Source organism: Cytobacillus gottheilii (genome assembly GCF_001636345.1).
In the GTDB taxonomy this organism is placed as follows: Bacteria; Bacillota; Bacilli; order Bacillales; family Cytobacillaceae; genus Cytobacillus; species Cytobacillus gottheilii.
In genome coordinates this window covers 3970976-3996194 of record NZ_KV440945.1, presented here as the reverse complement: position 1 = coordinate 3996194, position 25219 = coordinate 3970976, and the positions used below count along the sequence as shown (strand labels likewise).

The following is a 25219-nucleotide window of genomic DNA, read 5'->3' as shown; positions in this document are numbered from 1 at the left end:
AACCAATTCTACTTTCTTCATATTAATATTAAAGTTGAGTATACCCTTCTCTTTAGAAGTGTTCAATGGTAACTGAAAAAAATTATTGTTCTACTTCTTGGTCATTAATTTCTGAAATATATGATTCATTTCTTAAGCCAGATCTGCGAATCTTAATAGTAGAATTCACTTCAAACTTTGCATTAACGAAAGTTTCGTTCCAATTTGTCTGCTTCTGTTTGAATTGTTTTGGCAGAGATTTATAAAGGAGTTCTCCAAAGCCGAATATATCTGCACCATAATCATTTTGGACTTCGTTTATTGTATGGAGGAGTTCTCCTTCAATAAAGTCTTCAGCTTTTGTTTCAAATTTCTCAGTTGTTGCAGATAAATTCAGTTGTTCAGAGCATTGAACCCCATTTATATTACCTTCTCCACTTATCGAAATATGATAGGTAGGCTCGTTATTTTTCACAGAAACATTTGTACCAACGTTAATGTCCTTTAGCTGAATATCAACAGTCTGGTCATCCTTACAGTTTATGGACAAAGAAGTTTGTCTTAGTTTATTTTGTGTGATCAAATAATCTCTAGTTGCTGAGATGGGCATCTTGCCAATCATCGCGTCACCTTTAAAAAGAGCTATCCCGCTGATTTTAATATAAGTATTAGGGTGAGTAGAATGTATATTTTCTATTTTTGAACCTTCTTTTGGGTCACCAACAATTTCTACCATTGCTGTAATAGGCTCTCGTCCTTCAGATACCATTGAATCAATAATATCCTTTAACCGGACATCAGGATCTCCACCCCAATCCTCAAAAAAATTGTTCGCTTGCGTATTTATTTTTAGTGTTGAAACCTTTTGCAGAGGATACGTAATTTTTAATGCGTCTGCTGCCTTATGAGGTGCTTCTACAACCATGATATTAAAATCATTTCGTATTTCTCTGTTGCGGTCCATTGGATCTAATAATTCGGCAATTCCAGTTTTGGCAAGCTCTTCGCTAATAAACATGGTTTTCATATGTGAAAAAATCGGCTTCCTGGAAAATATCTCATTTAGTCTAAGCATCATTTCCCCAATGGAATCCCCATTAATGCCAAAGACAATACTAGCAGTGTTCCCAGAACTCGTCTGAGGGGTTAATTCAGTAGGATTAAATAATTCAATTGTTAATCGATACTTTGATTCTTCGCCTTGGTCAAGAGCCAATCCAGAGACAATGGAAACTTGATTGACTTCTCTCAGATCCCAGCAGCCGGTAAGCAGTATAGTTCCACCCAAGTAAAACAAGAGAAATATCCATTTTCTCATTGTTGTCCCTCCTTATTTACTGGAGGTGTTGGAGAATTATCATTGAATTGCTTTGTTTCCTTTTTTGTTTTTAAATATTTTGGTCGTGAAAACATCATAAAATAGGGAAGACGAACAAAGGTATCCTGCTGGTCAGAGGCAATAAATGGTGTAACTGGAGTTAAATAAGGTACCCCAAACGATCTTAAACTATTTAAATGGGCAACCATTATAATGAGAGCTAATATAATCCCATAAAAGCCGATCATCCCGCCAAGCAGAATAAACAAAAAGCGCAGCATCCGAGTTGAAATCGCTAAATTGTAAACAGGTGAAACAAAACTTGCAATCGCTGTTAACGCTACAATAATAACCATGAAGTTAGAGACGATGCCTGCCTCAACTGCAGATTGACCAATAACAAGTCCGCCAACAATGGAAACGGTTTGCCCGACAGCGCGTGGCATACGAACCCCAGCCTCTCGCAAGATTTCAAATGTAATCTCCATAGCAAGCGCCTCAATAACAGCTGGAAAAGGAATTCCTTCTCGCTGGGAAAATATTTTGGTGATGAGTGTGGTTGGGATCATTTCATGGTGATAGGTAATTATGGCTACATAAAGGGATGGAAGCAGCAGTGAAATGACAAAGGAAAAATAACGGATGATCCGCAAAAAGGATGCCATAAAGAAAGGCTGATAGTAATCCTCTGATATGCTGAAAAAATCATTAAATGTGGCAGGTGCCGTAAGTACAAAAGGTGTTCCATCCACTAATACAGCAATTTTTCCTGAGACGATATGAGCCGCAACAGAATCCGGTCTCTCCGAATTATAAATAAGTGGAAAGGGAGTGAAGGTCTTATCAGCTATCATTTCCTCAATATTCGCTGATTCAAAGATGGCAAACGTCTTAATCTCTTCAAGCCGTGTCTTAACCTCTTCTAATATTTTATCATTTACAATATTACCCATATAGCCGATTGTGACAGAAGTACTTGTATCTTCACCAATTATATATTTTTGGAAACATAAGTTTGGGTTCTTGATTCTGCTTCTTATTAGACTCAAGTTTGTTGAAAGATCTTCAACAAAACCATCTTTAGGACCTCTAATCGTTGTTTGCGTTGTTGGCTCTGTAATGCTTCTTGTTTCAGCGCCTTTTACCTGTATAAAACAATATGGCTCTGAATCCTTTAAGATGATTAAGGCAAACCCATCAACCAGTTTTTTTCCGGCTTCCTTCAAGTTATCTGAAAATTGAAGCTGTGCACTTGAAAAGAGTCGAATCAGTTCGCGTTTACTATCGAGTCGTAAATTTTTATCTGTTACAGTTGGGATCGTGTTTAAAGGGTGCTGAATTTTTTCGTAAATATGACTAGAATCACAAATAGACTCAATATAACATAATTTAGCTTTTAGACTGCCAACATAAATATCATCTATTAAAAGATCACTTGTATGGTGCAGGAGTGATTTTAATTCGTTAATATGCTCTTCCAGTGAATCGGGAAGATCGTCTTTTTCTTCAACCGTTATTTCTTCAGCTGCTTGCCTCGTTTCCTTTGTTCCGATTTTTTTGAAGGTTTTTATTGTTTTTTTCATGTTCTGCTCCCTCCCCACGTTTAGATTTGTAAAAAAGAATGGAAAATACTAGCATCGGCAATCCTATCTGCAGCGGAATGCTTAGATAATAGGGAACTATTTCTAAACCTTCTTTTAAATGCTCATTCAAGCTAAATGCAATAAGAACAGAAAACGCAGCAGCAAGCATGCCAATTGGAAAAGCGAAATAACGATAAGGCTGCTCGTAAATTGCTTCTAGCCCTTTTAGTGCACAAAATAAAAAAATAGACACTTTTACAAATACGCCCAACATAATAATAAAAACAACAAAGGCATCAATTCTTTCCAGAAAATTTGCAATCGATATTTCCCTTGCTGAACTAAGTAAGGGGAAGTTGGCGCGTAAGTAACCGGACTCGCTCAAAACACTTACATTTAAAATAATAGTAAGCGTGATAATCAATCCTGAACTGTATATCGCCAGAAGAATAAGACGAAAGCTATTTTTAACATTCACCACCTGAGGCAGGATGATTGTAAACACAATCAGTTCACCAAAGGGAAAGGTTAAAAGATCAGGGAAAACTGCTTTTAAAATAGGCATTATTCCATCTGCAAGAATAGGCTGCAAATTTGTTAAATCAATGCTCTTGTTCACCCATAAAAAGAGCGTAACTGCACCTAGTAGTACAAAAATATATGGTGCAAAAATAACAGTTGTCCTTGAGAAAACCTCAAATCCTAAGTATAGAGTATAAGCAGAAACAGCCATAAACAGGATTGAAGAGAATTCAATTGGTGTTTGAGGCAAAACCACTGATACAAGCATTTCAGTGAAATCACGCAGTCCGCGGCTTGCTAAATAGATAAAATAGACGGTATAAACCGAAGAGAAGACCTTCCCTAATTTATTTCCGAAGCATGCGATTAAAATTTCATATAAACTTCCTTCTTTCCATAAGAAAGATTTAAAGTACATAGCAAACAGCAAAAATCCAAACACCATCGCAATGCTCACTGCCAGCCAAGCGTTTTGTCTTGCATCTGCACCTCGTATAACGACAATGGCAGTACCAATTTCAAATAGTACAATTAATAACATAAATTCAAAAATGGAAATTTTCTCACCGGAGTTATTCATAAAACACGTTCATCCCTTTATGTGAAAATAGTATATTTAAGCAAGCGAACCTTCATCTATCCTATATTTAAGTAGATGAATTCTTATTGTTGTTCTTTTTACCATTGGAATGAGATGAACTCCTTTTTAATCTCAGATCGGTAATGAAGCTATAAATCAATGCAAAGCCCACAATTCCCACAAGATACATATTTCCTGGGTTTTTGCTAAAATCGAACAGATCACCCATCACCTTTTTATAATCAAAGTTTTTAATAGGAAAATCTAAAGAAACAATGAGAATTAGGGTAAGTATAAAAAATAAAAAGGTTGCACGAGTGATCATATAAAGGACTCCAATTACATTATTTGTGATTGTAAGTAGTTTTGCATAAAGGGAGGGGAACTATGTAAAAAAACAGGAAGTTATTTAATGAATTTGTAAATGTTACATATTTGACAAGGAGAAGAGTTCAATGTTATATTTATCTCGAATTAAAAATAAATTAATTAAAGATATTTAAAATGGAGGTATATTATAATGCATCCTTTAAAAGGTATCCATCACGTAACTGCGATTACAAGCAGTGCAGAAAAAAACTATCAATTTTTCACTTATACATTAGGAATGCGTCTTGTGAAGAAAACGGTCAATCAGGATGATATTCAAACATATCACCTCTTTTTTGCAGATGATCTAGGCAGTCCAGGTACTGATATGACATTTTTTGATTTTCCGGGTATTCCGAAGGGTACTCATGGAACAAATGAAATTTATAAAACAGCCTTCCGTGTTCCGAGCGATGCTGCTCTTGACTATTGGGTAAAACGTTTTGATCGTTTGAATGTCGCACATAGTGGAATAACAGAAGAATTTGGCGTTAAAACACTTTCTTTTACAGACTTTGATGATCAGCAATATGCACTTGTTTCAGATGAAAATCTTACTGGTGTTGCCCCAGGATCACCTTGGGAAAAAGGACCGATACCAACACAGTTTGCGATCACAGGTTTAGGCCCCATTACTGTTCGCATTGCTAATATTGACTATTTTAAAGAGATGATGAACAAAGTCCTTCAGTTCAAAGAGGTTGCCCGCGAAGGAGACCTATACTTGTTTGAAGCTGGAGAAGGCGGAAATGGCGCTAGAGTCATTGCTGAACATAACTCAGTATTGCCGCAGGGACGCCAAGGGTATGGCACGGTACACCATGCCGCTTTCCGTGTTGAGGATCGCAGTGCTATCGACTATTGGGATGAAAGACTTCGACAATTTGGTTTTGGTACTTCAGGCCACGTTGATCGCTTTTTCTTTGAATCACTTTACTCAAGGCTGGCACCTCAGATTCTTTTTGAATTTGCTACAGATGGACCTGGTTTCATGGGAGATGAACCTTATGAAACACTTGGTGAGAAATTATCATTACCGCCATTTTTAGAGCATAAGCGGGAAGAAATTGAAAAGCTGGTACGTCCAATTGATACAGTAAGAAGCACACAGGCATTTACGAAGGAATAAACACTTCTCAGCTGAGAGCCGGTTTAGCAATGCGCTGCCGGTTCTTTTTGTATATACCTGACAGTCAGTTATTCTCTCGGCTATATACCGATTTCAAGTACTTCTCTTTAAAATAATGTAAAATGAGTATACGTGGGAATAAAGTAGTTGTTTATATCACGTACATTTTGTACTCTTATAGTATGGATTTTTTAACAGTTTAAAAGAAAAGTTAAGAAAAACTATAAACGTCTTGTGAATAAACCTATAAGTAACTGTGATAGGTTAAAAAGGAAGGTATTTATGTCTGAGGAGAATATTACGAGGCTGCATTTAGATGGAAAAGAATACATACTAATTGGCACCGCTCATATTTCAAAAAATAGTGCTGAACAGGTAAAAGAGGTCATTGAACAAGAAAGACCAGACTCAGTCTGTGTTGAACTTGATGCAGGCCGTTATCAGTCTGTTATGGAAGGTAACAAATGGAAAGAGATGGATATTTTCAAGGTCATTAAAGAAAAAAAAGCAACCTTGCTGCTGATGAACTTAGCTATATCCTCTTTTCAAAACCGAATGGCCAAGCAGTTTGATATAAAACCTGGTCAAGAAATGATTCAAGGAATTGAATCAGCGAAAGATGTAGATGCAAAACTAGTGTTGGCGGACCGGAATATCCAGATTACTTTCTCGCGTATCTGGGGAGGATTAGGGTTAAAAGGAAAGTCGCTCCTCTTATCTCAAGTGATCGCCAGTATTTTCAGTGATGAAAGTATTACAGAAGAAGAGCTTGAAAAAATGAAAAAGCAGGATACCATTAATGCGATTTTAGATGAATTTACAGATTCCTTTCCGCAATTAAAGGTGCCGCTTATTGATGAACGTGATCAGTATCTCGCTGAAAAAATCAGAAATGCACCAGGTGAAAAAATTGTAGCTGTACTTGGGGCTGCCCACGTACCAGGAATAACAAAAGAAATACATAAAAAACATGATTTGAAAAAATTGACGGCACTGCCGCCAAAATCAAAGGCACCAAAAATAATTGGCTGGAGTATTCCAATCCTTATCCTGGCGATTATAGCTTATACGTTTATTGCTAATCCAGATGCAGGACTTCAGCAAACACTTAGCTGGGTATTATGGAATGGCGGTTTATCTGCACTGGGAGCTGCGTTAGCTCTGGGCCATCCGCTAACTATATTAACGGCATTCATTGCAGCACCTATTACTTCGTTAAATCCGCTGCTTGCAGCAGGCTGGTTTGCAGGTATAGCACAAGCATTTTTAGTTAAACCAAATGTAAGTGATTTTGAGAAATTGACAGAAGATGTATTTACGTTTAAAGGCTTTTGGAGAAATAAAGTGACACGCATTTTGCTTATTGTCGTGCTGGCGAATCTGGGAAGTTCATTAGGCACATTCATTGGCGGAGCTGATGTTATACGTTTATTCTTTCAAAACTTTTAATCTTACCATTGCCTTGAAAGGAAGTTATTTATCTTGAAAAAAAAGCTGCCGGCTGTGATTGCCATCATGATCCTTGTAGCAATTGCCGCCTTGTGGATGCTCGATAAGGATTTTTCGGATATTGAACTTGGCATTCGATTTTTGATCGCCATTGGTGCTTCATTGTTGTCTGGGCTTATATCCTATACACTGTTTTTCCTTGATCATCGGGATCAAAGAAAGTAAGAAATTCCTCCTTAGACCGCTTTGGTTTAGGGAGTTTTTTATAATAGAATATAAAAATGTGAAAAATACGGTTGACCTTTACGCAGCGGAAACGTGTAACATTTTTGATAGAAGGCAGGGTTTCAAAGGCGCCTTCTAAGCTGAACTTTGTATAGGAGTGATTACATGGAATATACAGTGCAAAAACTGGGAGCATTAGCTGGAGTAAGTACAAGAACCTTAAGGTATTACGATGAAATTGGACTTCTAAAGCCGGCTAGAATCAATTCATCTGGATACCGGATTTATGGTGAAAAAGAGGTAGATGCACTTCAGCAGATTCTTTTTTATCGTGAGCTTGGTGTCAGTCTTGAGGAAATCAAAGAGATTGTATCTAGTCCAGACTTTGATTCAGTTGCTGCACTAAAGGAACACCGTGAAAAGCTCCTGGAAAAACAAAGACAGCTTGATCAATTAATAAAAAATGTGAATGCGACAATTCTGTCTGCAGAAGGGAGAATGACCATGTCTGATCAAGAGAAATTTGAAGGCTTTAAAAAGAAACTAGTCGATGATAATGAGAAAAAATATGGTGCAGAAATTCGTGAGAAGTATGGAGATGCTGCGATTGATGAGTCCAATCGCAAGTTAATAAACATGTCTGAAAAGAATTATGAACAATTACAGGCGCTGGAACAAAAAATGTTTACACTGCTGGCTGAGGCAATTGAAACAGGAGACCCTTCTTCAGAAATAGCTCAGCAGGCAGCAGACCTTCATAAGAAGTGGCTATGCTTTCATTGGAAGGAATACAATAAAGATGCCCATGCCAATCTTGCGCAAATGTATGTGGATGATAAAAGGTTTACAGCCTATTATGATAAACAGAAGAAGGGAACCGCGGTTTTCCTGCGTGATGCAATATTGATTTATACAGCAAAACAGCAGTAGAGATGAGTTAGCGACCGGTGAAATCCCGGTCGTTTTTTATTGTAGAAATTTATACTTTTGCTATGTTCATAACATGATGAATATAGTCTCCATTTCAAAAATACAATGTAGTATTCTTTTTTGAAATGGAGGAGAACAATGATAACGAGAGAAATGCTTGTCCGTTATACAGAGCTAATCAAGCGGAAAAAAGAGCTGGATGACGAGCTGGCTGATTTGAAGACTTCCTTTAACAGTTATTTTGATCATACAGTCGGAGAAGGACAAAAGGGTGAGCTTGTTGTACATGATTTCAAACTGCAGCGGCAAATAAGAACGGCTGAAAAATATGAGCAGGAATCGACCGTAGAAAAGTTAGAAGGCCTTAATTTGAATAATCTCATTGTAAAAAGCCCGGACGAAGCTAAAATAAAATCAGCGATTGAGCTGGGACTTTTAACAAACGAAGATTTGCAAGACTGTAAAACTGTTAAAAAGACTCAAGCTATTTATGTAAAGCAATCTATATAATGTGTAAGAAAGAGGGAAACTGATGTCTGAAATCGGGATGCCGAAGTAGTTTCGGGAAATGCAAAGGGAAAGTGATTCCCGAAATCCGCTAGGAGACAAAGTTTCGGGAAATGCAAAGGGAAAGTGATTCTCGAAATCCGCTAGGAGACAAAGTTTCGGGAATTACAAAGGGAAAGTGATTCCCGAAATCCGCTAGGAGACAAAGTTTCAGGAATTACAAAGGGAAAGTGATTCCCGAAATCCGCTAGGAGACAAAGTTTCGGGAATTACAAAGGGAAAGTAATTCCCGAAATCCGCTTGGAGATAAAGTTTCGGGAAATGCAAAGGGAAAGTAATTCCCGAAATCCGCTTGGAGATAAAGTTTCGGGAAATGCAAAGGGAAAGTACCTCCCGAAATCCGCTAGGAGACAAAGTTTCGGGAAATGCAAAGGGAAAATAATTCCCGAAATCCGCTAGGAGACAAAGTTTCGGGAAATGCAAAGGGAAAATACCTCCCGAAATCCGCTAGGAGACAAAGTTTCGAGAAATGCAAAGGGAAAGTAATTCCCGAAATCCGCTAGGAGACAAAGTTTCGGGAATTACAAAGAGAAAGTACCTCCCGAAATCCGCTTGGAGACTAAGTCGAGGGAATCACTCAAAAAATGCCTAAAACCCATACTTAGAGGGTTTCAGGCATTTTTCATGGAGATTTTTATTTAGTTAAAAATGCTGCTGATGTTCTTGATTTCTTCTGCTGTTAAAGAGACTTCTAATGTTTTTAAATTGTCTATTGCCTGTTCAGCTCTCTTAGCTCCAGGAATAAGAACATCAATTGCCGGCTGTGCAAGGTACCATGCCAGAACAAGATGGGCCACTTCCACATCTTTCCCCGCTGCGATTTTCTTTAATTCTTCAACTTTTTCTAAATTATGCTCAAAAACTCCTGGCTGGAAATGTGGAGAGTTTGCACGCAAGTCGTTAAAGGCTGTATCCTTTGTATATTTACCTGCGAGCAAGCCGGATGCCAGCGGGAAGTAAGGAACAAATGAAATATTGTGCTCTAAAGCATATGGAAGCAGCTCTTTCTCTGCGTCTCGAGCCAATAAACTATACTCACCTTGATACACATCTACATAACCGTATTTGTTAGCTTCCTTTAACTGATCCATGGAAAAATTAGAAACCCCAATTGCTTTAATTTTACCTTGATCCTTCAAGTCCTTCAGCATGCCGACAGCTTCTTCCTTTGGCGTGCTTTCATCAGGAAAATGAATATAGTAGAGGTCAATATAATCTGTTTGCAGGCGTTTCAAACTATCTTCTACAGACTGCTTTAAAAAAGCTGGAGAGTTATCAAAAACCGTGTTTTCTCCTACAAATTTATGTGCGCCTTTTGTAGCAATAATGGTTTCGGAACGAAGTCCAGTTTCTTTTAAAACTTCCCCAATCAATTCTTCAGAACGCTCTGGTCCATAGATATAAGCAGTATCCAAGAAATTAATATCATTTTTCAAAGCAGTGCGGACTAATTCTTTCCCAGTATCTTCATTTAAATTTGGATACAGGTTATGGCCGCCAACAGCATTTGTACCAAGGCCAATTGGATTTACATATAAACCAGTTTTGCCAATCTGAACTTTATTCGTCAAACCTTCCACTCTCCTTCATTTTCTGGATAATTTTATGCTATCAAAAGATGAAAAGAAATGAAACTATCATGCCTGACATCCTGCTGACATGATCAAAGGGTAAACTCAGGTAGACGAAGGTAAAAAAGAAGGGGTATCATATACACAAACTAGTACAATGTTTTGCGGGGGATGAGCAGTGAAGACGATACTAATTGTAGAAGATGAATTAGCGATAAGCCAAGTACTGAAAGTATATGTACAGAAAGCAGGCTATACAGCTGTACAATCTTTTGAAGGCAATGAAGCCATTAGGAAATTTGAAGAACATAACCCTTCATTAGTCCTTTTAGATGTAATGCTTCCTGGAAAAGATGGCTGGACGATTTTAAAAGAAATCCGCAAAATCAGCAGCTGTCCTGTCATTATGCTGACAGCACTTGGAGATGTGAATTATAAATTGGATGGACTGAATGGCGGAGCTGATGACTATATTGCAAAACCATTTATAGCAGATGAAGTAATTGCAAGAATCAATGCCGTATTAAGACGAGCGCAGACAGACGATACGGACATTAAGCAATTCGGCTGCCTCCATATCGATATGAAAGCTCATCAAGTAAAGGTTAAGGATCAAATCGTGGAACTAACTCCCCGCGATTTGTCTTTACTGCTTTTTCTTGCAGAACATCCTAACCAAACGTTCACAAGAGATCAGCTGATTGAGCATGTTTGGGGATGGGAATATGATGGAAGTGATCGTGCAGTAGATTTGGCAATTAAACGTCTTCGAAAGGGGCTGCAATTCTGGCCAGAGGATGAAGGAGAGATTAAAACATTACGCGGATTGGGGTATCAGCTCAGTGTTTACAAAAAATCATAAAAGGGTTTCGCTGCTCCGGTACTGGACTACAAGATATTTAATTACTTTATGCATCGGTCTTATTGTGATAGCGATCATCTCAGCCGTTTGGATTCGGCATACCACATTGGAAAACCGCTTGAAAATTATGACACTCATGTCTGAAGAAGTGGCAGACCGATTTATAGATATTAGTGAAGGTCGGCCAATGCAAAATGGAGATGTTCCTGGCCTGCTGTCTGAACGAGGAAGATATATGGATCTGGAAAAAGACCCATATATGTACATTGTGGATGTCAATGGAAGGATACTAACGAGCAATCGCTCTAATGACCGTATATTTGCAAGGTTTCCGGGTGCCATTTTAACGAATGAAGAACAGGTGCAGAAACTGCAGTTAACTGACAGCGGTGAAGATTTTTACATTGTCAAAACGCCGATTCAGTCAGAAGCGATTTCTTACGGATGGGTGGTGTTTATTGAGCTGGAAGATAATCTCACCGAGGTAGATCAGGAATATACGCTGCTTGGGGTAATGATTATCAGTTTAGCGCTCCTTGGATGGGCGGCCATCTACTTTTTATCGCGGCGGCTTTCTAATCCGATCAAGGATGTTGCTTTTGCCGCGAAGCAGGTAAAAGAGGGAGATTACAATATCCATCTCCCAAGCAATATCAATGAGCAGGAAGTGTATGAGCTCGTGCATTCTTTCCAGGAAATGTCCGCAAGGCTGCAAAAGCTCGAATCTCTCAGAACAGAACTGCTTGCTGGAGTGACACATGAACTTAAAACACCTGTTACATCTATAAGCGGTCTCCTTCAGGCGATTAATGATGATGTGGTTACCGGTGAAGATGCTAAGGAATTTTTAACATTATCATTAAAAGAAACAGCTAAAATGAAAAAGATGGTGGAGGATTTGCTTGCTTTTAATACTTTTGCGGCAAACTCCATTCCTGTAGCCAAAGAAGAATACCATATAAATGAATTGATCCGGGAATTTACGCATGACTGGGAAATTGTTCAAGAAGACCAGAGAGTAACCTTAACAAGAGAGTATCTATCAGAGGATGCAGTGGTAAGTATTGATAAAATCCGATTGCAGCAAGTATTAACAAATTTGCTCAATAATGCGCGTCAGGCCATTGAGGATCACGGCCAAATTCATGTTACTGTTAAAAAAGATCAGTTCAACGTTCATATTCAGATACAAGATACTGGTTCTGGAATACCCCTAGAAGAACAGAAACTGATTTTTGAACGATTTTACAGAGGCGAAGGAAAGAAATATAAAGTGCGGGGGTTGGGACTTGGCCTGCCCTTCAGCAAAATGATTGCCAATGCACTTGGAGGAGACTTGGAGTTAACTGAAAGCTCAGCTGCCGGTACAACCTTTACGATTACCTTGCCCCAATATACTGTTTTAAATGAAGGTCAATAATAGTGGTGGCTGGGACATATAAATTTACCATTGTCATAGAACCGGGTGATTAGGAAGTGACTATTTCTAATCATCCGGATTTTTATTTATTTTAGAATTTATCTTACTAATATGAGTGAAATGGAGCGGAGGACCCTCAGGCTCCGGAGGGAAATAGAGGAAAAGGTGAGACCCCGCAGGCGCGCCGAGGAGGCTCTCCTTCCTCCCCTCGGAAAGCGAGGGTCCGCAGCGCAGGTGGAACGGACTTGTTTAAAAACCCAAACCAAGATAATGAATATTCGTATTTTAGAGATATGTATTTGTTTTTTTGTCCCAGCCTTATCTTTTAGAAGGAAAATGATAGCAGATGTTGGTATAAAGTAAATTCCCTCATCCATACTAATAAGGATATTAAATACATATGAGGTGAAAGCCATGCATCAGCTAACGATGAAGGAGCTTGCTTTAATAGAAGATGAAATCAGAGCAGAAGCGATAACTGCCAAAACACTTAACTGGTGTGCCACCCAATGTGAGGATCCGCAAGTGCAGCAGATGCTGGAGACAATTGCAGAAAGTCATCAGCTTAATGTCGCGAATCTTTCTCAATATTTTAACAGAACAAAAATGATGCAGTAATTGCAATTAAAGTCATTAAAAGATAGGAGCTGCAAATCCCAAATGCCTAACAATATGGATGAGAGAAGTTTGACAGAGCGAGAGATTCTTCAGCTTTGTCTGGAGCTTGAAAAAGCGAGATGCACTGGAAGCGGACGCAGTTTATTAGAATCAGCTCATGATGAACTTCGTGATATTTATAACCAATGCTTTGAACATGCCAGTACAAATCAATATAAAATCTTCAGTTACTTAGAGCAAAAAGGCTGGTATGAAACAGAACTTGCTGCACAGGAACAAGTTGTAAAAGTACAAGAACTTATGCAAAACAACCTGCACCCAAATTGATAATATCTATCGGTAAACCTTTCATCAGCATAATAGATGAAAGGTTTTTTCATTTTCACAGATTTATTTTCCCCTGACATATTCCTGACACATAACGTGTGTAAAGTATGAAATGTAAGGAACAGCTTATATAACAAAAACCATTTAGATATGGAAGGATGAATAGATTATGGAACACCAAAACGAAAATAAAAACAATCCATTTTCAGATCAAAACAATACAACTGAGAGTCAAAACGAAAATAAATATGACACATCATTTAACGTTCAACAGGAAAATGACAGAGAGGAAAATGCTCAAAGTGAGACTGTACATGAAAAGCCTTTTCAAGCAGCAAGCAGTGAGGGAAGCCGCGCTACTGTAAAAGAAACAAAAAAATCCGGCAAGTGGGGAGGATTTATGAAAACCATTGCTGCCGGAGTTGTTGGCTCAGCACTAACTTTAACTGCCCTGCCTTTTGTAGAATCAGCCCAGGATGATACACCTGCAGCAGTTAGTCAAACTGAAACTGCAGTATCGGATGTTAATGTTCAAAAAGTAAATTCGGCAGCGACTGGGAATTTAGCAGACACCATCGAACAAGCATCCAAGGCTATAGTGGGAATCGTAAACTATCAGGATCAGCAGCAGGTTGATCCTTTTGGAAGAGCGGTATCTGGTGAAGAAGCAGAGAGCGGTTCCGGTTCTGGAGTAATTTTTAAAATGACAGATGATGAAGCATATATTGTTACGAATAATCATGTCATTGAAAATGCCAGCAAAGTGGAGGTCACCCTTCATGATGGAGAAAAGCTATCTGCAGAATTAGTAGGCACAGATCCATTAACAGATATAGCTGTTATTAAAATAAAAGGAGATATTTCAGCAGAAGTTCTGCCATTTGGCGATTCATCAAAGCTTCGAGCTGGGGATCAAGTGTTAGCAATCGGAAATCCGCTTGGACTTGATTTATCAAGAACGGTTACACAAGGGATTGTTAGTGCGGTAGATCGTTCTATTGCTGTATCTACATCAGCTGGAGAATGGGACTTGGATGTTATTCAAACAGATGCAGCCATCAATCCGGGAAATAGCGGCGGTGCCCTTATAAATTCTGCCGGTGAACTGGTTGGCATTAACAGCTTAAAGATTTCTGAAAGCGGTGTGGAAGGGCTTGGATTTGCAATTCCAAGTAATGATGTAGAGGCATTAATCAATCAATTGATTGAAGACGGACAGGTCGAACGTCCTTACTTAGGTGTTGGGCTTGCAGCATTAGAGGAGATTCCGCAATTCTACTTAAGAGATGTACCAGAGAATGTAACAGCAGGTGCTATTATTACCAATGTTGATGAATCATCTGCTGCAGCGAAAGCAGGACTTCAGGCAGAGGATATTATTGTGTCCATTGGCGGAACAAAGGTTACGGGTCCAGATGATTTACGGAAAGCACTATATACCGATTTTAAAATTGGCGATAACGTAACAGTTGAGTATTACAGACAAGGTGAACTAAAAGAAGTGAAAGTAACGCTTGCCAGCAAACAGCTTGAAACAGAATAAGGAATATAAAGGAGATTTTATGAAGAATAAAAAGTGGATATACGTTGTTATTGGAGCAGTGTTAGTAATCGGGATTGGGGCCGCTATATTCTTTACTCCCAAGAATTTGGCTGCCAAGGTAGATGGAGAAGAGATTAGCATGAATGAGCTGCAAGAGCAGCTTGTCTCTCAATACGGAACAACTGCTTTGGATGCGCTGATTACAAATAACATCATTGAGCAGGAAATGAAAAAAGAAAATATAAAGATCACCCAAGAGGAAATAGATGAAGAGATGACTGTTTATATGGATTCATATGGCGGAGAAGATGCTTTTAATGAAATCCTAGCGACGAATGGCATTGAACAATCAGCCATTGAGAAGGATATTGAAATGTATCTGGCTACCAAAAAACTGATTGAACCTGCTATCGAGATTACAGATGAAGAAATGAAAGAATACTTTGATGAAAATAAGGATAGCTATGGTCAAGAAGAGCAAGTGGAAGCAAGTCACATTTTAGTTGAAGATGAAGAAACGGCAAATGAAGTGGTGAAAAAATTAACTGATGGCGGTGATTTTGCTGAACTGGCGAGCGAATATTCAACAGATGAAGCGACAGCAGAGTCAGGCGGAGAATTAGGATACTTCGGGAGAGGGGAAATGGCAGAGGCTTTTGAAGATGTAGCCTTTTCCCAAGAAGCAGAGACTATTAGTGAACCTGTAAAGACTGAATTTGGCTATCACATTATTAAAACAACAGGAAAAAAAGAAGCGAAGGAAGCAGTATTTGAAGACGTGAAGGATGAAATTAAGACGGCATTGCTTGATACTAAGATGCAGACAGAATATCCAGCTTGGCTTGATAAGAAATATGAAGAATACGAGATTACTAATTATTTGCAGGATTAATTGAGAATGTCACCAGAAACGATAATAAAAAAAAGCAAAGCTATTGGCTTTGCTTTTTTTTATTATCTGCTGTTCAAGCGTTTAATTCGTTCATCTATGTCAGGGTGTGTTGAAAACAGCATGGATTTGCCTTTGTTGTTTATTTTTAAAGTGGAAATGGCTGTTTGTTCTTCACCCTTCATACGGTTTGAATAGGCTTTTAACATTTGCAGTGCGTGTGTCATTTTATCTCTGCCCGCTAAGTCAGCTCCGCCTCGGTCAGCATGATATTCACGATGTCTTGAATATGCGTAGACCACTATGCTTCCTAAAATCGAAAAGGCGATCTGGAAAACGAGAACAGCAATAAAATGGACAATTGGCGCTAGCTCTTCTTTAACAAAACGCGATACAATCCACGCCGCAATACGTGAAAGAAAGACAACGAATGTATTGACCACACCTTGCAGTAACGTCATTGTAACCATATCACCGTTTGCAATATGTGCAACTTCGTGGGCAATAACGCCTTCAACAGCATCCTCGTCCATTTCTCGCAGCAACCCGGTGGATACCGCTACTAACGACCTTTTTTTAGACGGTCCAGTTGCAAATGCGTTTACTTCAGGAGAATCATAAATCCCAACTTCAGGCATATGTGTCAGACCCGCTGCTCTTGATAAGCGATGTACTTTCTCAACAATGTCTCTTTCATAAGAAGATAGTGCATCCTGCGGATTTAACACTTTGACATTCATCATGCGTTTTGCCATCCAGCGCGACATTGCCAATGAGATGAAGGAGCCAGAAAAACCAATGACAGCACTGAAAATTAATAACGATGTAAAATCAATATTGCCTGCTCCGTTAATATAATTCCCCCCGCCAATTAACGAGAAGATAATGCTTATAGTTACAAGAACTAAAATATTTGTCAGTAAAAAGTAAAAAATACGTTTCCCCATGTCTTCACCCTTTTATATTTTTTAAAAGATCATACTTTTACAATATACGAGAGGAGGAGATTCTGTCCATTCGCTGATGTTTCAAATCTACTTATCTCCAATCGAAATCATATTATGTTACGAATCAAGAAGGTAAAAGGTTTCAAATTACTTTAAAAATATTTTCAAAAAAGGGCAATTGATCTTCAGCTGAAGATCAATTGCCCTTCATATTATTCCAGCCCTTCAATCGTCATGGATTTTACAGGCAGGAAGGTTTCTCCTGTATCCAAGTAAGTTACTTCTACACTGTCACCTTCTTGCAAGTAGATGGCAAGCGGACTGCTTTCGGAAGAAATTAGGAAGTTATTGTTATTATCGAGCAGGAAGGAAATCGTTGTATAATCTCCTACCTTTTCCTTGTAAACTCGTACAACCGAACCGCTAATTGTTTTTTCTTCTGCATCTGAACTGCCATCAACTGAACCGCCGCCGCGCTGCAAGGCTGTTTTATATAATCGTAATGCTTCATTAGGTGTCGTGCCATATGCAGAAATCTCAGGATTTGCTGCTGAAACGATAAAGTAATTCTGCAAAAAGCCATTGGCATCAAGGACAGGTGTCAGCCAGCTTGCTTCTCCGTAAAAGTTGTATAGAATCGGCATCTTGCCTTCCCATTTCTTTTCAATAAATCTCTTCTCGATAATTTGCAGAGCCCCTTGTGAATCCATATATGATTCTTCCAGGTTGCCGGTGTAGTAAACCGCCTCACCAGTACGGGAGTTTGTTAAGGAGTAGCCGAGCATAGAATCTACGCCTTCTTTTGGACTGGTAAAGTCAGTAAAGTAATACATATCACCGTTTTCGTCAAAGATTGGACTGACATTTGCTTCTGTTCCTTCATCGGATGGAAGCTTAACATCTGATTTGCCAAACTTGCTGTTCCAGAAGCCATGAATATAGTTTCCATAATAGCTATTTGTCAGGCTAACCGCTTCAGGGGAAACAGCACCATCGATAAAGGCTGGCACATCTGCAAGTTTATATGTTTCTGTATTACCGTTTGAAGGGTCAACCATCACAATCCCTTTCACATCAAAACCATTTCGCGCTGAAACAAATTCACCATAAGAACGAATATAAAAAGGTTTGCCATCATCATTGATTTCGAGCTGAGGATCACCATAAAAGATGTATTCAGGGTGCTTCATTCGGATATGTCTCTCGATATTTTTATGGAAATAGGATGATGGAGTATATTCCATTTCTGTCTTCATAAACTTCGGATTTGCTGTTGAATCAGTGGCACTAACCGTAAAATAACCAGGTGTGGTATCTCCATTTAGCCATTTAAAAAGACCAGAGAATTCTACTGGAGCAATATATACATATTCACCGTTTACCTTTTGAATTTGCAGATTGCCTAGTTCATAGTAGCTTGTATTCGGAACCTGGCCGAAAGCCTTTTTCATTTTATTTCGGGCAAACTGCGGCGGAACGCTGGCAGGTGTTTCTGTTTCATCAAAAGCTTCAATTTCAGTTTGCTCATCCATGTTAGCTATTTCATACTTTTCATCAGCATTAAAAACAAAAGCTGTCAGCAAGTAAACTCCGAATAGGAGGCTGGCGATAAACAGGACTGTTTTTACCATCCGCTCTGCGCCGGTGGAAAACAGGGCACCCAGAGCAGAAACAACAATCAGAAGTCCCCATAGGGAAGTGAAATTCCGATCTAGATTTGTAAGATAATATACTGCAAATACCCCGACAGTAAATAAAATCACCGCAGCACCTAAAAGCTTGATATTAAACGTTTTCTTCTTATCGTCTGATTTAGCCTTGGGAGAAAAAGGCACAAGAATTAAAGCAGCAGCAAGGCCTGCTATGATTGAAAATAATAAAAATTGACTCATAAGATCCCTTCTTTCAATTGACTAATAAGTATTACGTAAAGCTGGGGAAAAAGTTTCAAAGTTTAACATCACTAATAGGATGAACTGCTAAGGAACATGGGAATCATCAATGCAAAATTTCTCTGTGAGCTGTTATTTCTGAGATTTATTATTCACTTGTGAATGAGGGCCAGTAAAAGTCAAGAGCAAGTACTGAGCTTGGGGTTGTACACTGTATAGATATTTTTAATAACTAAGAGTTATGAAATAAAAAAGAAAATATTGCCTTTATTTTATCGAATGTGTATATTAATAATTAACCACTGGTTAATAAAGGGGAATTAGGATGTCAGCAAGAAGAGTAAATGCAGATGAGCTGTCACGGGATAAAATCATTCGTAAAGCTCGTTTTCTATTTGAAGAAAAAGGATATCGTGCCGTATCAATGCGCAGTATTGCTGCTGAATTAGGCTGCAGTCATGGAGCTCTATATTATCATTTTAAAAATAAAGAACAGCTTTTTTATGGCATGATTGAAGAAGATTTCGCACAACTTAATCAGATCATTGATACGGTTATGGCTAGTGAAGAACATAGGGCACAGAAACTTCGGACACTCTTCCTGAGATTTATCGAATACGGATTAAATAATCAAAATCAATATGAGTTTATGTTCTTGATGAAGGGTGAAGGAGTGGATGGGTTAATGCAGTCTCCTGCAAATGAAAGCTATGAAAAATTCGCACAAGCGGTTTTTAAGTTAATGGACCGCCCTCCAGCCATCTATTTAATATGGTCTGCTTTTCTTTCTTTACATGGATTTGTTTCACATTTCTTAGGCTATGCCCAATCCTATTCAGAAGCAGAAGCGGCAGCAGAAAATCACGTTACATTTGTGCTGAGAGGATTAGGGAATGAAGGATCTTGTTAGATGCTTGAAAAAATAATTAGCCCACGTATATTAGACTCAAATAGAACCGGACATATTGTTCAGTTCTATCTTTTTACTATTAATTGACCATTGGTTAATAAAGGGGGATGAAAAGATGAAAAAGGTATTGGTAGCAGGAGCAACTGGAGGAATAGGGTATGCTCTGGTAAATGAATTGACTGCTAGAGGAATTGAGGTAATTGCCTTTGCACGAGGGGAACAAAAACTTACAGCGTTATTTAATGACAATCATTTGGTAACCATTTTTCCAGGAGATGCTCTAGTAAAGGAAGACATGATGGAAGCGGCAGAGGGAGCTGAAATTCTTTTTCATGCGGTCAGCTTTCCGTATCAAAACTGGTTGGCACAGCATCCGCTATGTATTGAAAATATGTTGGCTGCAGCACAGGCGCATTCAGCAAAAATAGTGCTTGCCGATAATATTTATGCATATGGCTTTCAGGATCAACATGTTAAAGAGAGCAGTGCAAAAAATCCGCAAACGAAAAAGGGGAAGATTAGACTTGAAATGGAGAAAAGGCTATTAAGCAGCGATATAGATGTGATTATTGCTCATATGCCGGATTTATATGGACCATTGGCGGTTAATACAATCCTTTTTGAAACGATTAAAGGAGCTGCACAGAATAAGAATGCTATTTATGTAGGGAATAAACAAAAACGAAGAGAGTTTCTATATACAATCGATGGAGCAAAAGCGATCATTGAGCTTGCGCTTAAGGATAAAGCCTACAATCAAAACTGGAATATCCCTTCTGCCCATCCTATCTCAGGAATTGAAATTGAATCCCTTTTACGGGGGGAACAATACAGGAAAAAGATCATGTCCGTATCTGCAGGGATGATTGCCTTACTGGGAATCTTCAATCCGTTCATGCGGGAAATGAAGGAGATGATGTATCTAACAGAAAAGCCTGTCATTCTCAATGGGGAAAAGTATGAAGCTGAAGTGGGACCAGTTCCAAGAACCCCCTACAAAGATGGGCTCCGCAAAACATTAGAGTGGACGAAGGAATATTTAGCAGAGAAAACGAATAAGTGATTAGAGGGAACTCTTGATTTTAGTAGACAAGAATCCAAGAATACAGCTGAAATGGGGGCCTGCTGTGAACAGTCATATTAGAGTGAGAGCTGCTGCAATGATCATTAATAAAAATAACGAGATTTTATTAGTGGAATATGAAGATGAAAATGGAGTTCATTATAATATACCAGGCGGGGGTGCAGAGCCTGGAGAAACAATTATTGAAGCAGTCAGGCGTGAGGCTATGGAGGAAGTTTCGGCTAGAGTGGAAGTCGGAGATCTTGTTCTTGTTTACGAATATGAACCAGTTGAAAATCATTCAAAATATGGTCCGCAGCATAGCATCTGCCTTATGTTCGAATGTACAATCCCAGATGGAGAAACAGCTCAGGTGCCAGAATACCCAGATTCCAATCAAACAGATATTAAATGGATATCTTTAGCACATTTAAAGAATATTATCCTATATCCTGATATTAAGGAGCAGATACTTGAGTTTGCTTGGGAGAAAAGAAGTTTACCAATCATTGAGGAAAGCCAGCTAAATATATTTGAAAGTTAGCAGCTTAAAAAACTGGATAAAACAAGAAAAAGGATCCAAGTATTCATCCGGATCCTTTTATGTATGTATTAAAATATGCAGGTGCCTTTGTGGGAAACATTAAAACCTTTCATTTTTACTTGAGTGATTGTATGTAGGGAAAGTAAACGAAAAGGTGGTGCCTTGATTTATTTCGCTTTCAACCCTTATCGTCCCTTTCATTGCTTTTACAATGCTGAACACAACCATCATTCCTAATCCAGTGCCTTTAGACCCCTTCGTAGAATAATAGGGTTCGCCGAGACGCTGAATTTGCTCTTGGCTCATGCCGACTCCAGTGTCTTCTATCTCAATAATGATATGTGTTTTTGTATAATGTGTATAAATATAGATATGTCCGCCTCGAGGCATGGATTCAATTGAGTTTTTGATGACATTTAGGAAACATTGATGAAATTTTTGCCGATCGCCTTCAATGGAGCCCAGAATAGCAAAGTTCGTCGTAATTTCTACTGAATTTTGGTTAGCTGAAGGCTTTAAGATATTTATGACTTTTAGAAGTTCTGTTTTAACTGGTATTTCTTCTATATAACCAAGTGATGGCTTAGAAAACGTTAAATAGTTTTGAATAACACGTTCTGCTGATTCAAGTTCCTCTTTTACGATAGATAAATATTCCATCCGTTTTTTGGGTGATATCGCTGGCTCCTTCATTAAATGGACAAATCCCATTGCTGCTGTAAGTGGATTGCGGATTTCATGTGATATTGCAGCCCCCATTTGCTCAACCGCTTCCATTTTCTCCGTAAGAATCACTTTTTTTGAATATCTGCATTATGAAGAATAAATTCAATGGTATAAGCGATCATGCCGACACCTAAGGCCGGTATAATCAAGTACGCAAACCATAAATCAAAACGATTCTCTACTATAATGGTTAACTCGATAACAAGTAAGCTTATAAGTGAGAACATAATGGTGCTTAGAATAGAATAATTGATTCTTTTTGAGGCAGGGAGTTTCCAAAAACTAGAATAATGGAACCAAGTAATAAGACCGAAAATAGTAAATAGTACTGTATGAAGCAGAAATCCTTCATCCAATCCATAAAACCCCCGCAGGATAATCGCCAATACAGCCACAATAGGACCAATTCCAATATATAATCCAGCGATCGCTATGGGAATAATCCGTAAATCATAATGCAATTCAGGATGCGGTTTATAGGACAATTGTATACAAATAAAAAGCATAAACATCACGCAGCATAAAGCTCCAAACTTAGGTACAGTAGTGTAATTAAGCTTTCTGGCAATAACCAAAGAAAAAAAGAGCACAATAATGAGCAATGAAAGGTTAAAGAAAAAATGAGTTGTTATTTCCATTTTTTCACGTCCTATTGAAGTATTAAGAAAATTTTATATTGTTTTTCAATATTTAACAACACCCTATTCCTCAAATAGGAAAATATTTTGTCGATTTATAGAAAAATGGGAAAAAAATGACGCGATTTACCTAGTAATTTAGGAGACTATTATCAGAAACTGTATTTTTTGTTTATTAGAAGAATTGGACGGGTAAGGGACAAATAAATATACATAGCAGCATATTTGGCGGCTAATAGTAGGAGGTACAGTTCAATTGAGCAATGAAAATCGCAAAGACGAACAATTAGAGCAGTTCCGCAGTGATAACAAAGGCCAATATATGACAACCAATCAGGGGGTTAAGGTTTCAGAGGACGAGCACTCTCTGAAAGCAGGCAGCAGAGGACCAACGTTAATGGAGGACTTTCATTTCAGAGAAAAAATGACTCATTTCGATCATGAGCGTATTCCTGAGCGGGTTGTTCATGCTCGCGGCTTTGGAGTACATGGATTCTTTCAGCCGTATGAATCAATGGCAGAATATACGCGTGCAGGCTTCCTCCAAGATCCTAATGTGAAAACACCTGTTTTTGTCCGGTTTTCAACAGTCGCAGGCTCAAAAGGTTCAGCAGATTCTGTCCGAGATGCCAGAGGTTTTGCGGTGAAGTTTTATACAGAAGAAGGAAACTATGATCTTGTCGGCAATAATATTCCTGTGTTTTTCATACAGGATGCCATCAAGTTTCCTGACCTTGTTCATTCATTTAAGCCAGAGCCTCATAATGAAATGCCGCAGGCTTCTACTGCACATGATACTTTTTGGGATTTTGCCGCCAATAACCAAGAGTCAGCACATATGATCATGTGGACAATGTCTGACCGTGCAGTACCGAGAAGTTTACGAATGATGGAAGGCTTTGGTGTGCACACCTTCAGATTTGTTAACGAACAGGGCAGAGCACGCTTTGTGAAATTTCACTGGAAGCCAGTGCTTGGCGTTCATTCGCTTGTTTTTGAAGAAGCCCTTACTCTAGCTGGAAAAGATCCGGACTATCACCGAAGAGACTTATGGGAAGCAATTGAAAGAGGCGATTTTCCAGAATTTGAACTGGGTGTTCAAATGATAGATGAGGAAGAGGAATTCAATTTTGACTTTGACATCTTAGATCCGACGAAAATTTGGCCTGAGGAAGTTGTTCCTGTTAAGAAGATTGGTAAAATGACACTTAATCGCAATCAAGACAATGTGTTCGCAGAAACAGAGCAGGTTGCTTTTCACCCAGGCAATGTGGTGCCGGGAATCGATTTTTCCAATGATCCACTGCTGCAGGGCAGACTGTTTTCTTATACCGATACACAATTGATCCGTCTTGGCGGTCCAAATTTTCATGAATTGCCAATCAATCGCCCGGTTTGTCCATTCCATAACAATCAATACGACGGCTACAATCGGATGACAATTAATAAGGGACAAGTCGCTTATCATAAGAATTCCCTGCAAAATAATGATCCTCGTCCTGCCACAGAGGAAGAAGGCGGGTATGTACATTATCAGGAAAAGGTAGAGGGCCGAAAAATTCGTGCACGGAGCGACAGCTTTAAAGATCATTTCAGCCAGGCAAAACTCTTTTGGAATAGTATGACAGAGCCTGAAAAGATGCATATAATTGGAGCCTTTCAATTTGAAGTCGGCAGGGTGAAAAGTAAAGACGTACGGCAGCAGGTTGTAAATATGTTCAGTCATGTTGATACGTATTTGGCAGAGCAAATTGCTAAAGGTGTTGGCGTTTCAATGCCTGAGAATGCTGAAGAATCAAAAGTGACCGCATCCTCTCCTGCATTGAGCCAGGAGAATACAGCAAAACGGCCACAGACTAGAAAAGTGGCTATACTTGCTGCCGACGGTGTACGTGCTGAGGAAGTAATGGAAGTGATGAAGGCCTTTAAAACTGAGGGTGTTCTAGCTGAAATTGTCAGTACACATCAAGGAATGCTGAAGAGTGAAACAAACGAACAAGTAGAAGCGCACCAAACATTCCTTACAGCGGACTCTGTTCATTATGACGCTGTTTTTGTACCCGGAGGTCAAGGAAGCATCGATCAGCTAAAGACAGAAAGAGAAGCAATAGATTTTCTTCGACAAGCACATAAGCACTTTAAGCCGATTGGATTTGTAAACGAGGGTGCGGAGCTTGCACAATCTGCTGGGTTAAACGACCTTGAACTTGAACCTAGAAAGGTATGTGAGCAAGAGGGCGTTGTTTGCATCACAAACGCAGAAGAACTGAGTATGTTTAATAAAGCCTTTATTCAGGCTATTGGCCAGCATCGTTTCTGGAATAGAAAAGTATAGGCTATAATATTGCAGCTATTGAAAAACCGAACCATTAGTAGATATTTATCTGTCTAATGGTTTGGTTTTTTTGCTGTTTCTGAGTTTATTAATGAAATATGTAAGTAATGCCACTTTAAAATTCGCTTTCCGGCTGGGCTGATGTGCTGAGTCTAAGCAGGAGTCTTGCACTCTTTCGTTTCAAGTTTTCTTGCCAAATCAAAAATTTAAATTTTCATAAATAGGCGGAAGAATTCCGCTTAAATCGTAAAATCACTTAAAATAGGCTTAAATAAACGGAAGA

General features: G+C 38.8%; 23 protein-coding genes. 15 read left to right on the top strand and 8 right to left on the bottom strand.

Features of this window, described 5'->3' with window-relative positions; genetic code table 11:
- Window positions 1-82: 82 nt before the first annotated feature.
- From A6754_RS19460 to A6754_RS19450, 3 genes are read right to left on the bottom strand one after another with little or no spacing between them, the layout of a single operon-like run.
- Window positions 83-1297: a Ger(x)C family spore germination protein gene (locus tag A6754_RS19460; protein WP_066449843.1), complete on the bottom strand. Its 1215-nt coding sequence runs from the start codon at window positions 1295-1297 to the stop codon at window positions 83-85.
- Window positions 1294-2880: a spore germination protein gene (locus tag A6754_RS19455; protein ID WP_066449840.1), complete on the bottom strand. Its 1587-nt coding sequence runs from the start codon at window positions 2878-2880 to the stop codon at window positions 1294-1296. Before A6754_RS19455 ends, A6754_RS19460 begins: the two co-directional genes overlap by 4 nt.
- The gene (locus A6754_RS19450; RefSeq protein ID WP_066449836.1) at window positions 2819-3982 is read right to left on the bottom strand and encodes a GerAB/ArcD/ProY family transporter; all 1164 of its coding nucleotides are present in this window, start codon (window positions 3980-3982) and stop codon (window positions 2819-2821) included. Before A6754_RS19450 ends, A6754_RS19455 begins: the two co-directional genes overlap by 62 nt.
- 520 nt (window positions 3983-4502) lie before the next feature.
- Between A6754_RS19450 and A6754_RS19440 the strand changes: the two genes are divergently transcribed.
- From A6754_RS19440 to A6754_RS19420, 5 genes are all read left to right on the top strand, one after another.
- Window positions 4503-5480: a ring-cleaving dioxygenase gene (locus A6754_RS19440; protein ID WP_066449832.1), complete on the top strand. Its 978-nt coding sequence runs from the start codon at window positions 4503-4505 to the stop codon at window positions 5478-5480.
- A gap of 282 nt (window positions 5481-5762) precedes the next feature.
- Window positions 5763-6929 carry a TraB/GumN family protein gene (locus tag A6754_RS19435; protein WP_066449829.1) on the top strand — a complete coding sequence of 389 codons (1167 nt, stop codon included), beginning with the start codon at window positions 5763-5765 and terminating at the stop codon, window positions 6927-6929.
- 33 nt (window positions 6930-6962) lie between these two features.
- Window positions 6963-7154, top strand: coding sequence for a histidine kinase (locus tag A6754_RS19430; protein WP_066449825.1), 192 nt, complete (start codon window positions 6963-6965; stop codon window positions 7152-7154).
- A gap of 165 nt (window positions 7155-7319) precedes the next feature.
- Window positions 7320-8084, top strand: a complete 765-nt coding sequence (locus A6754_RS19425) for a MerR family transcriptional regulator (protein ID WP_066449822.1) — start codon at window positions 7320-7322, stop codon at window positions 8082-8084.
- 138 nt (window positions 8085-8222) lie between these two features.
- Window positions 8223-8594: a hypothetical protein gene (locus tag A6754_RS19420; RefSeq protein ID WP_066449819.1), complete on the top strand. Its 372-nt coding sequence runs from the start codon at window positions 8223-8225 to the stop codon at window positions 8592-8594.
- Window positions 8595-9289: 695 nt separating this feature from the next.
- Here A6754_RS19420 and A6754_RS19415 read toward each other — a convergent pair.
- Complete coding sequence (locus A6754_RS19415; RefSeq protein ID WP_066449817.1) at window positions 9290-10222, bottom strand: aldo/keto reductase; 933 nt, start codon at window positions 10220-10222, stop codon at window positions 9290-9292.
- 178 nt (window positions 10223-10400) lie between these two features.
- Here A6754_RS19415 and A6754_RS19410 point away from each other — a divergent pair, with 178 nt between their 5' ends.
- The 6 genes from A6754_RS19410 to A6754_RS19385 all read left to right on the top strand — a co-directional run bounded on the left by A6754_RS19410 (window position 10401) and on the right by A6754_RS19385 (window position 15884).
- Window positions 10401-11084: a response regulator transcription factor gene (locus A6754_RS19410; RefSeq protein ID WP_066449814.1), complete on the top strand. Its 684-nt coding sequence runs from the start codon at window positions 10401-10403 to the stop codon at window positions 11082-11084.
- Entirely contained in the window at window positions 11065-12504 is a 1440-nt protein-coding gene (locus A6754_RS19405; RefSeq protein ID WP_066449812.1) for a HAMP domain-containing sensor histidine kinase, read from the top strand. Before A6754_RS19410 ends, A6754_RS19405 begins: the two co-directional genes overlap by 20 nt.
- Before the next feature lie 414 nt (window positions 12505-12918).
- Window positions 12919-13122, top strand: coding sequence for a hypothetical protein (locus A6754_RS19400; RefSeq protein ID WP_066449810.1), 204 nt, complete (start codon window positions 12919-12921; stop codon window positions 13120-13122).
- Between the two features lie 42 nt (window positions 13123-13164).
- On the top strand, window positions 13165-13449 hold the full coding sequence (locus A6754_RS19395; protein WP_066449808.1) for a spore coat protein: 285 nt from the start codon (window positions 13165-13167) through the stop codon (window positions 13447-13449).
- 169 nt (window positions 13450-13618) lie between these two features.
- The gene (locus tag A6754_RS19390) at window positions 13619-14992 is read left to right on the top strand and encodes a S1C family serine protease (protein WP_066449807.1); all 1374 of its coding nucleotides are present in this window, start codon (window positions 13619-13621) and stop codon (window positions 14990-14992) included.
- Between the two features lie 19 nt (window positions 14993-15011).
- Window positions 15012-15884, top strand: coding sequence for a peptidylprolyl isomerase (locus A6754_RS19385; RefSeq protein ID WP_066449805.1), 873 nt, complete (start codon window positions 15012-15014; stop codon window positions 15882-15884).
- A gap of 62 nt (window positions 15885-15946) precedes the next feature.
- Here the strand turns inward: A6754_RS19385 and htpX are convergent, their stop codons facing one another.
- Window positions 15947-16828, bottom strand: coding sequence for a protease HtpX (gene htpX, locus A6754_RS19380; protein ID WP_066449804.1), 882 nt, complete (start codon window positions 16826-16828; stop codon window positions 15947-15949).
- Window positions 16829-17040: 212 nt separating this feature from the next.
- The gene (locus A6754_RS19375) at window positions 17041-18720 is read right to left on the bottom strand and encodes an MFS transporter (protein ID WP_066449802.1); all 1680 of its coding nucleotides are present in this window, start codon (window positions 18718-18720) and stop codon (window positions 17041-17043) included.
- A gap of 325 nt (window positions 18721-19045) precedes the next feature.
- Here A6754_RS19375 and A6754_RS19370 point away from each other — a divergent pair, with 325 nt between their 5' ends.
- From A6754_RS19370 to A6754_RS19360, 3 genes are all read left to right on the top strand, one after another.
- Window positions 19046-19630, top strand: coding sequence for a TetR/AcrR family transcriptional regulator (locus tag A6754_RS19370; RefSeq protein WP_066449799.1), 585 nt, complete (start codon window positions 19046-19048; stop codon window positions 19628-19630).
- A gap of 115 nt (window positions 19631-19745) precedes the next feature.
- Entirely contained in the window at window positions 19746-20693 is a 948-nt protein-coding gene (locus A6754_RS19365; RefSeq protein WP_066449797.1) for an SDR family NAD(P)-dependent oxidoreductase, read from the top strand.
- Between the two features lie 64 nt (window positions 20694-20757).
- Complete coding sequence (locus tag A6754_RS19360; protein WP_082851842.1) at window positions 20758-21237, top strand: NUDIX domain-containing protein; 480 nt, start codon at window positions 20758-20760, stop codon at window positions 21235-21237.
- A 99-nt stretch (window positions 21238-21336) separates the two neighbouring features.
- Here the strand turns inward: A6754_RS19360 and A6754_RS23285 are convergent, their stop codons facing one another.
- A complete protein-coding gene (locus A6754_RS23285; RefSeq protein ID WP_257298672.1) occupies window positions 21337-21996 on the bottom strand; it encodes an ATP-binding protein in 660 nt (219 codons plus the stop codon).
- Between the two features lie 32 nt (window positions 21997-22028).
- The gene (locus tag A6754_RS23280) at window positions 22029-22601 is read right to left on the bottom strand and encodes a hypothetical protein (RefSeq protein WP_257298670.1); all 573 of its coding nucleotides are present in this window, start codon (window positions 22599-22601) and stop codon (window positions 22029-22031) included.
- 256 nt (window positions 22602-22857) lie between these two features.
- On the opposite strand from A6754_RS23280, the gene A6754_RS19350 reads away from it, so the two are divergent.
- Window positions 22858-24936: a catalase gene (locus tag A6754_RS19350; protein ID WP_257298668.1), complete on the top strand. Its 2079-nt coding sequence runs from the start codon at window positions 22858-22860 to the stop codon at window positions 24934-24936.
- Window positions 24937-25219: the final 283 nt, after the last annotated feature.

What these genes read in the sequence shown, in the direction of transcription:
- A6754_RS23280 (WP_257298670.1), bottom strand. Translation starts at nt 22,601, where the DNA reads ATGGAAATAACAACTCATTTTTTCTTTAACCTTTCATTGCTCATTATT.
- htpX (WP_066449804.1), bottom strand. Translation starts at nt 16,828, where the DNA reads ATGGGGAAACGTATTTTTTACTTTTTACTGACAAATATTTTAGTTCTT.
- A6754_RS19455 (WP_066449840.1), bottom strand. Translation starts at nt 2,880, where the DNA reads ATGAAAAAAACAATAAAAACCTTCAAAAAAATCGGAACAAAGGAAACG.
- A6754_RS19425 (WP_066449822.1), top strand. Translation starts at nt 7,320, where the DNA reads ATGGAATATACAGTGCAAAAACTGGGAGCATTAGCTGGAGTAAGTACA.
- A6754_RS19400 (WP_066449810.1), top strand. Translation starts at nt 12,919, where the DNA reads ATGCATCAGCTAACGATGAAGGAGCTTGCTTTAATAGAAGATGAAATC.
- A6754_RS19460 (WP_066449843.1), bottom strand. Translation starts at nt 1,297, where the DNA reads ATGAGAAAATGGATATTTCTCTTGTTTTACTTGGGTGGAACTATACTG.
- A6754_RS19365 (WP_066449797.1), top strand. Translation starts at nt 19,746, where the DNA reads ATGAAAAAGGTATTGGTAGCAGGAGCAACTGGAGGAATAGGGTATGCT.
- A6754_RS19440 (WP_066449832.1), top strand. Translation starts at nt 4,503, where the DNA reads ATGCATCCTTTAAAAGGTATCCATCACGTAACTGCGATTACAAGCAGT.
- A6754_RS19390 (WP_066449807.1), top strand. Translation starts at nt 13,619, where the DNA reads ATGGAACACCAAAACGAAAATAAAAACAATCCATTTTCAGATCAAAAC.
- A6754_RS19435 (WP_066449829.1), top strand. Translation starts at nt 5,763, where the DNA reads ATGTCTGAGGAGAATATTACGAGGCTGCATTTAGATGGAAAAGAATAC.
- A6754_RS19375 (WP_066449802.1), bottom strand. Translation starts at nt 18,720, where the DNA reads ATGAGTCAATTTTTATTATTTTCAATCATAGCAGGCCTTGCTGCTGCT.
- A6754_RS19450 (WP_066449836.1), bottom strand. Translation starts at nt 3,982, where the DNA reads ATGAATAACTCCGGTGAGAAAATTTCCATTTTTGAATTTATGTTATTA.
- A6754_RS23285 (WP_257298672.1), bottom strand. Translation starts at nt 21,996, where the DNA reads ATGGGGGCTGCAATATCACATGAAATCCGCAATCCACTTACAGCAGCA.
- A6754_RS19370 (WP_066449799.1), top strand. Translation starts at nt 19,046, where the DNA reads ATGTCAGCAAGAAGAGTAAATGCAGATGAGCTGTCACGGGATAAAATC.
- A6754_RS19385 (WP_066449805.1), top strand. Translation starts at nt 15,012, where the DNA reads ATGAAGAATAAAAAGTGGATATACGTTGTTATTGGAGCAGTGTTAGTA.
- A6754_RS19395 (WP_066449808.1), top strand. Translation starts at nt 13,165, where the DNA reads ATGCCTAACAATATGGATGAGAGAAGTTTGACAGAGCGAGAGATTCTT.
- A6754_RS19420 (WP_066449819.1), top strand. Translation starts at nt 8,223, where the DNA reads ATGATAACGAGAGAAATGCTTGTCCGTTATACAGAGCTAATCAAGCGG.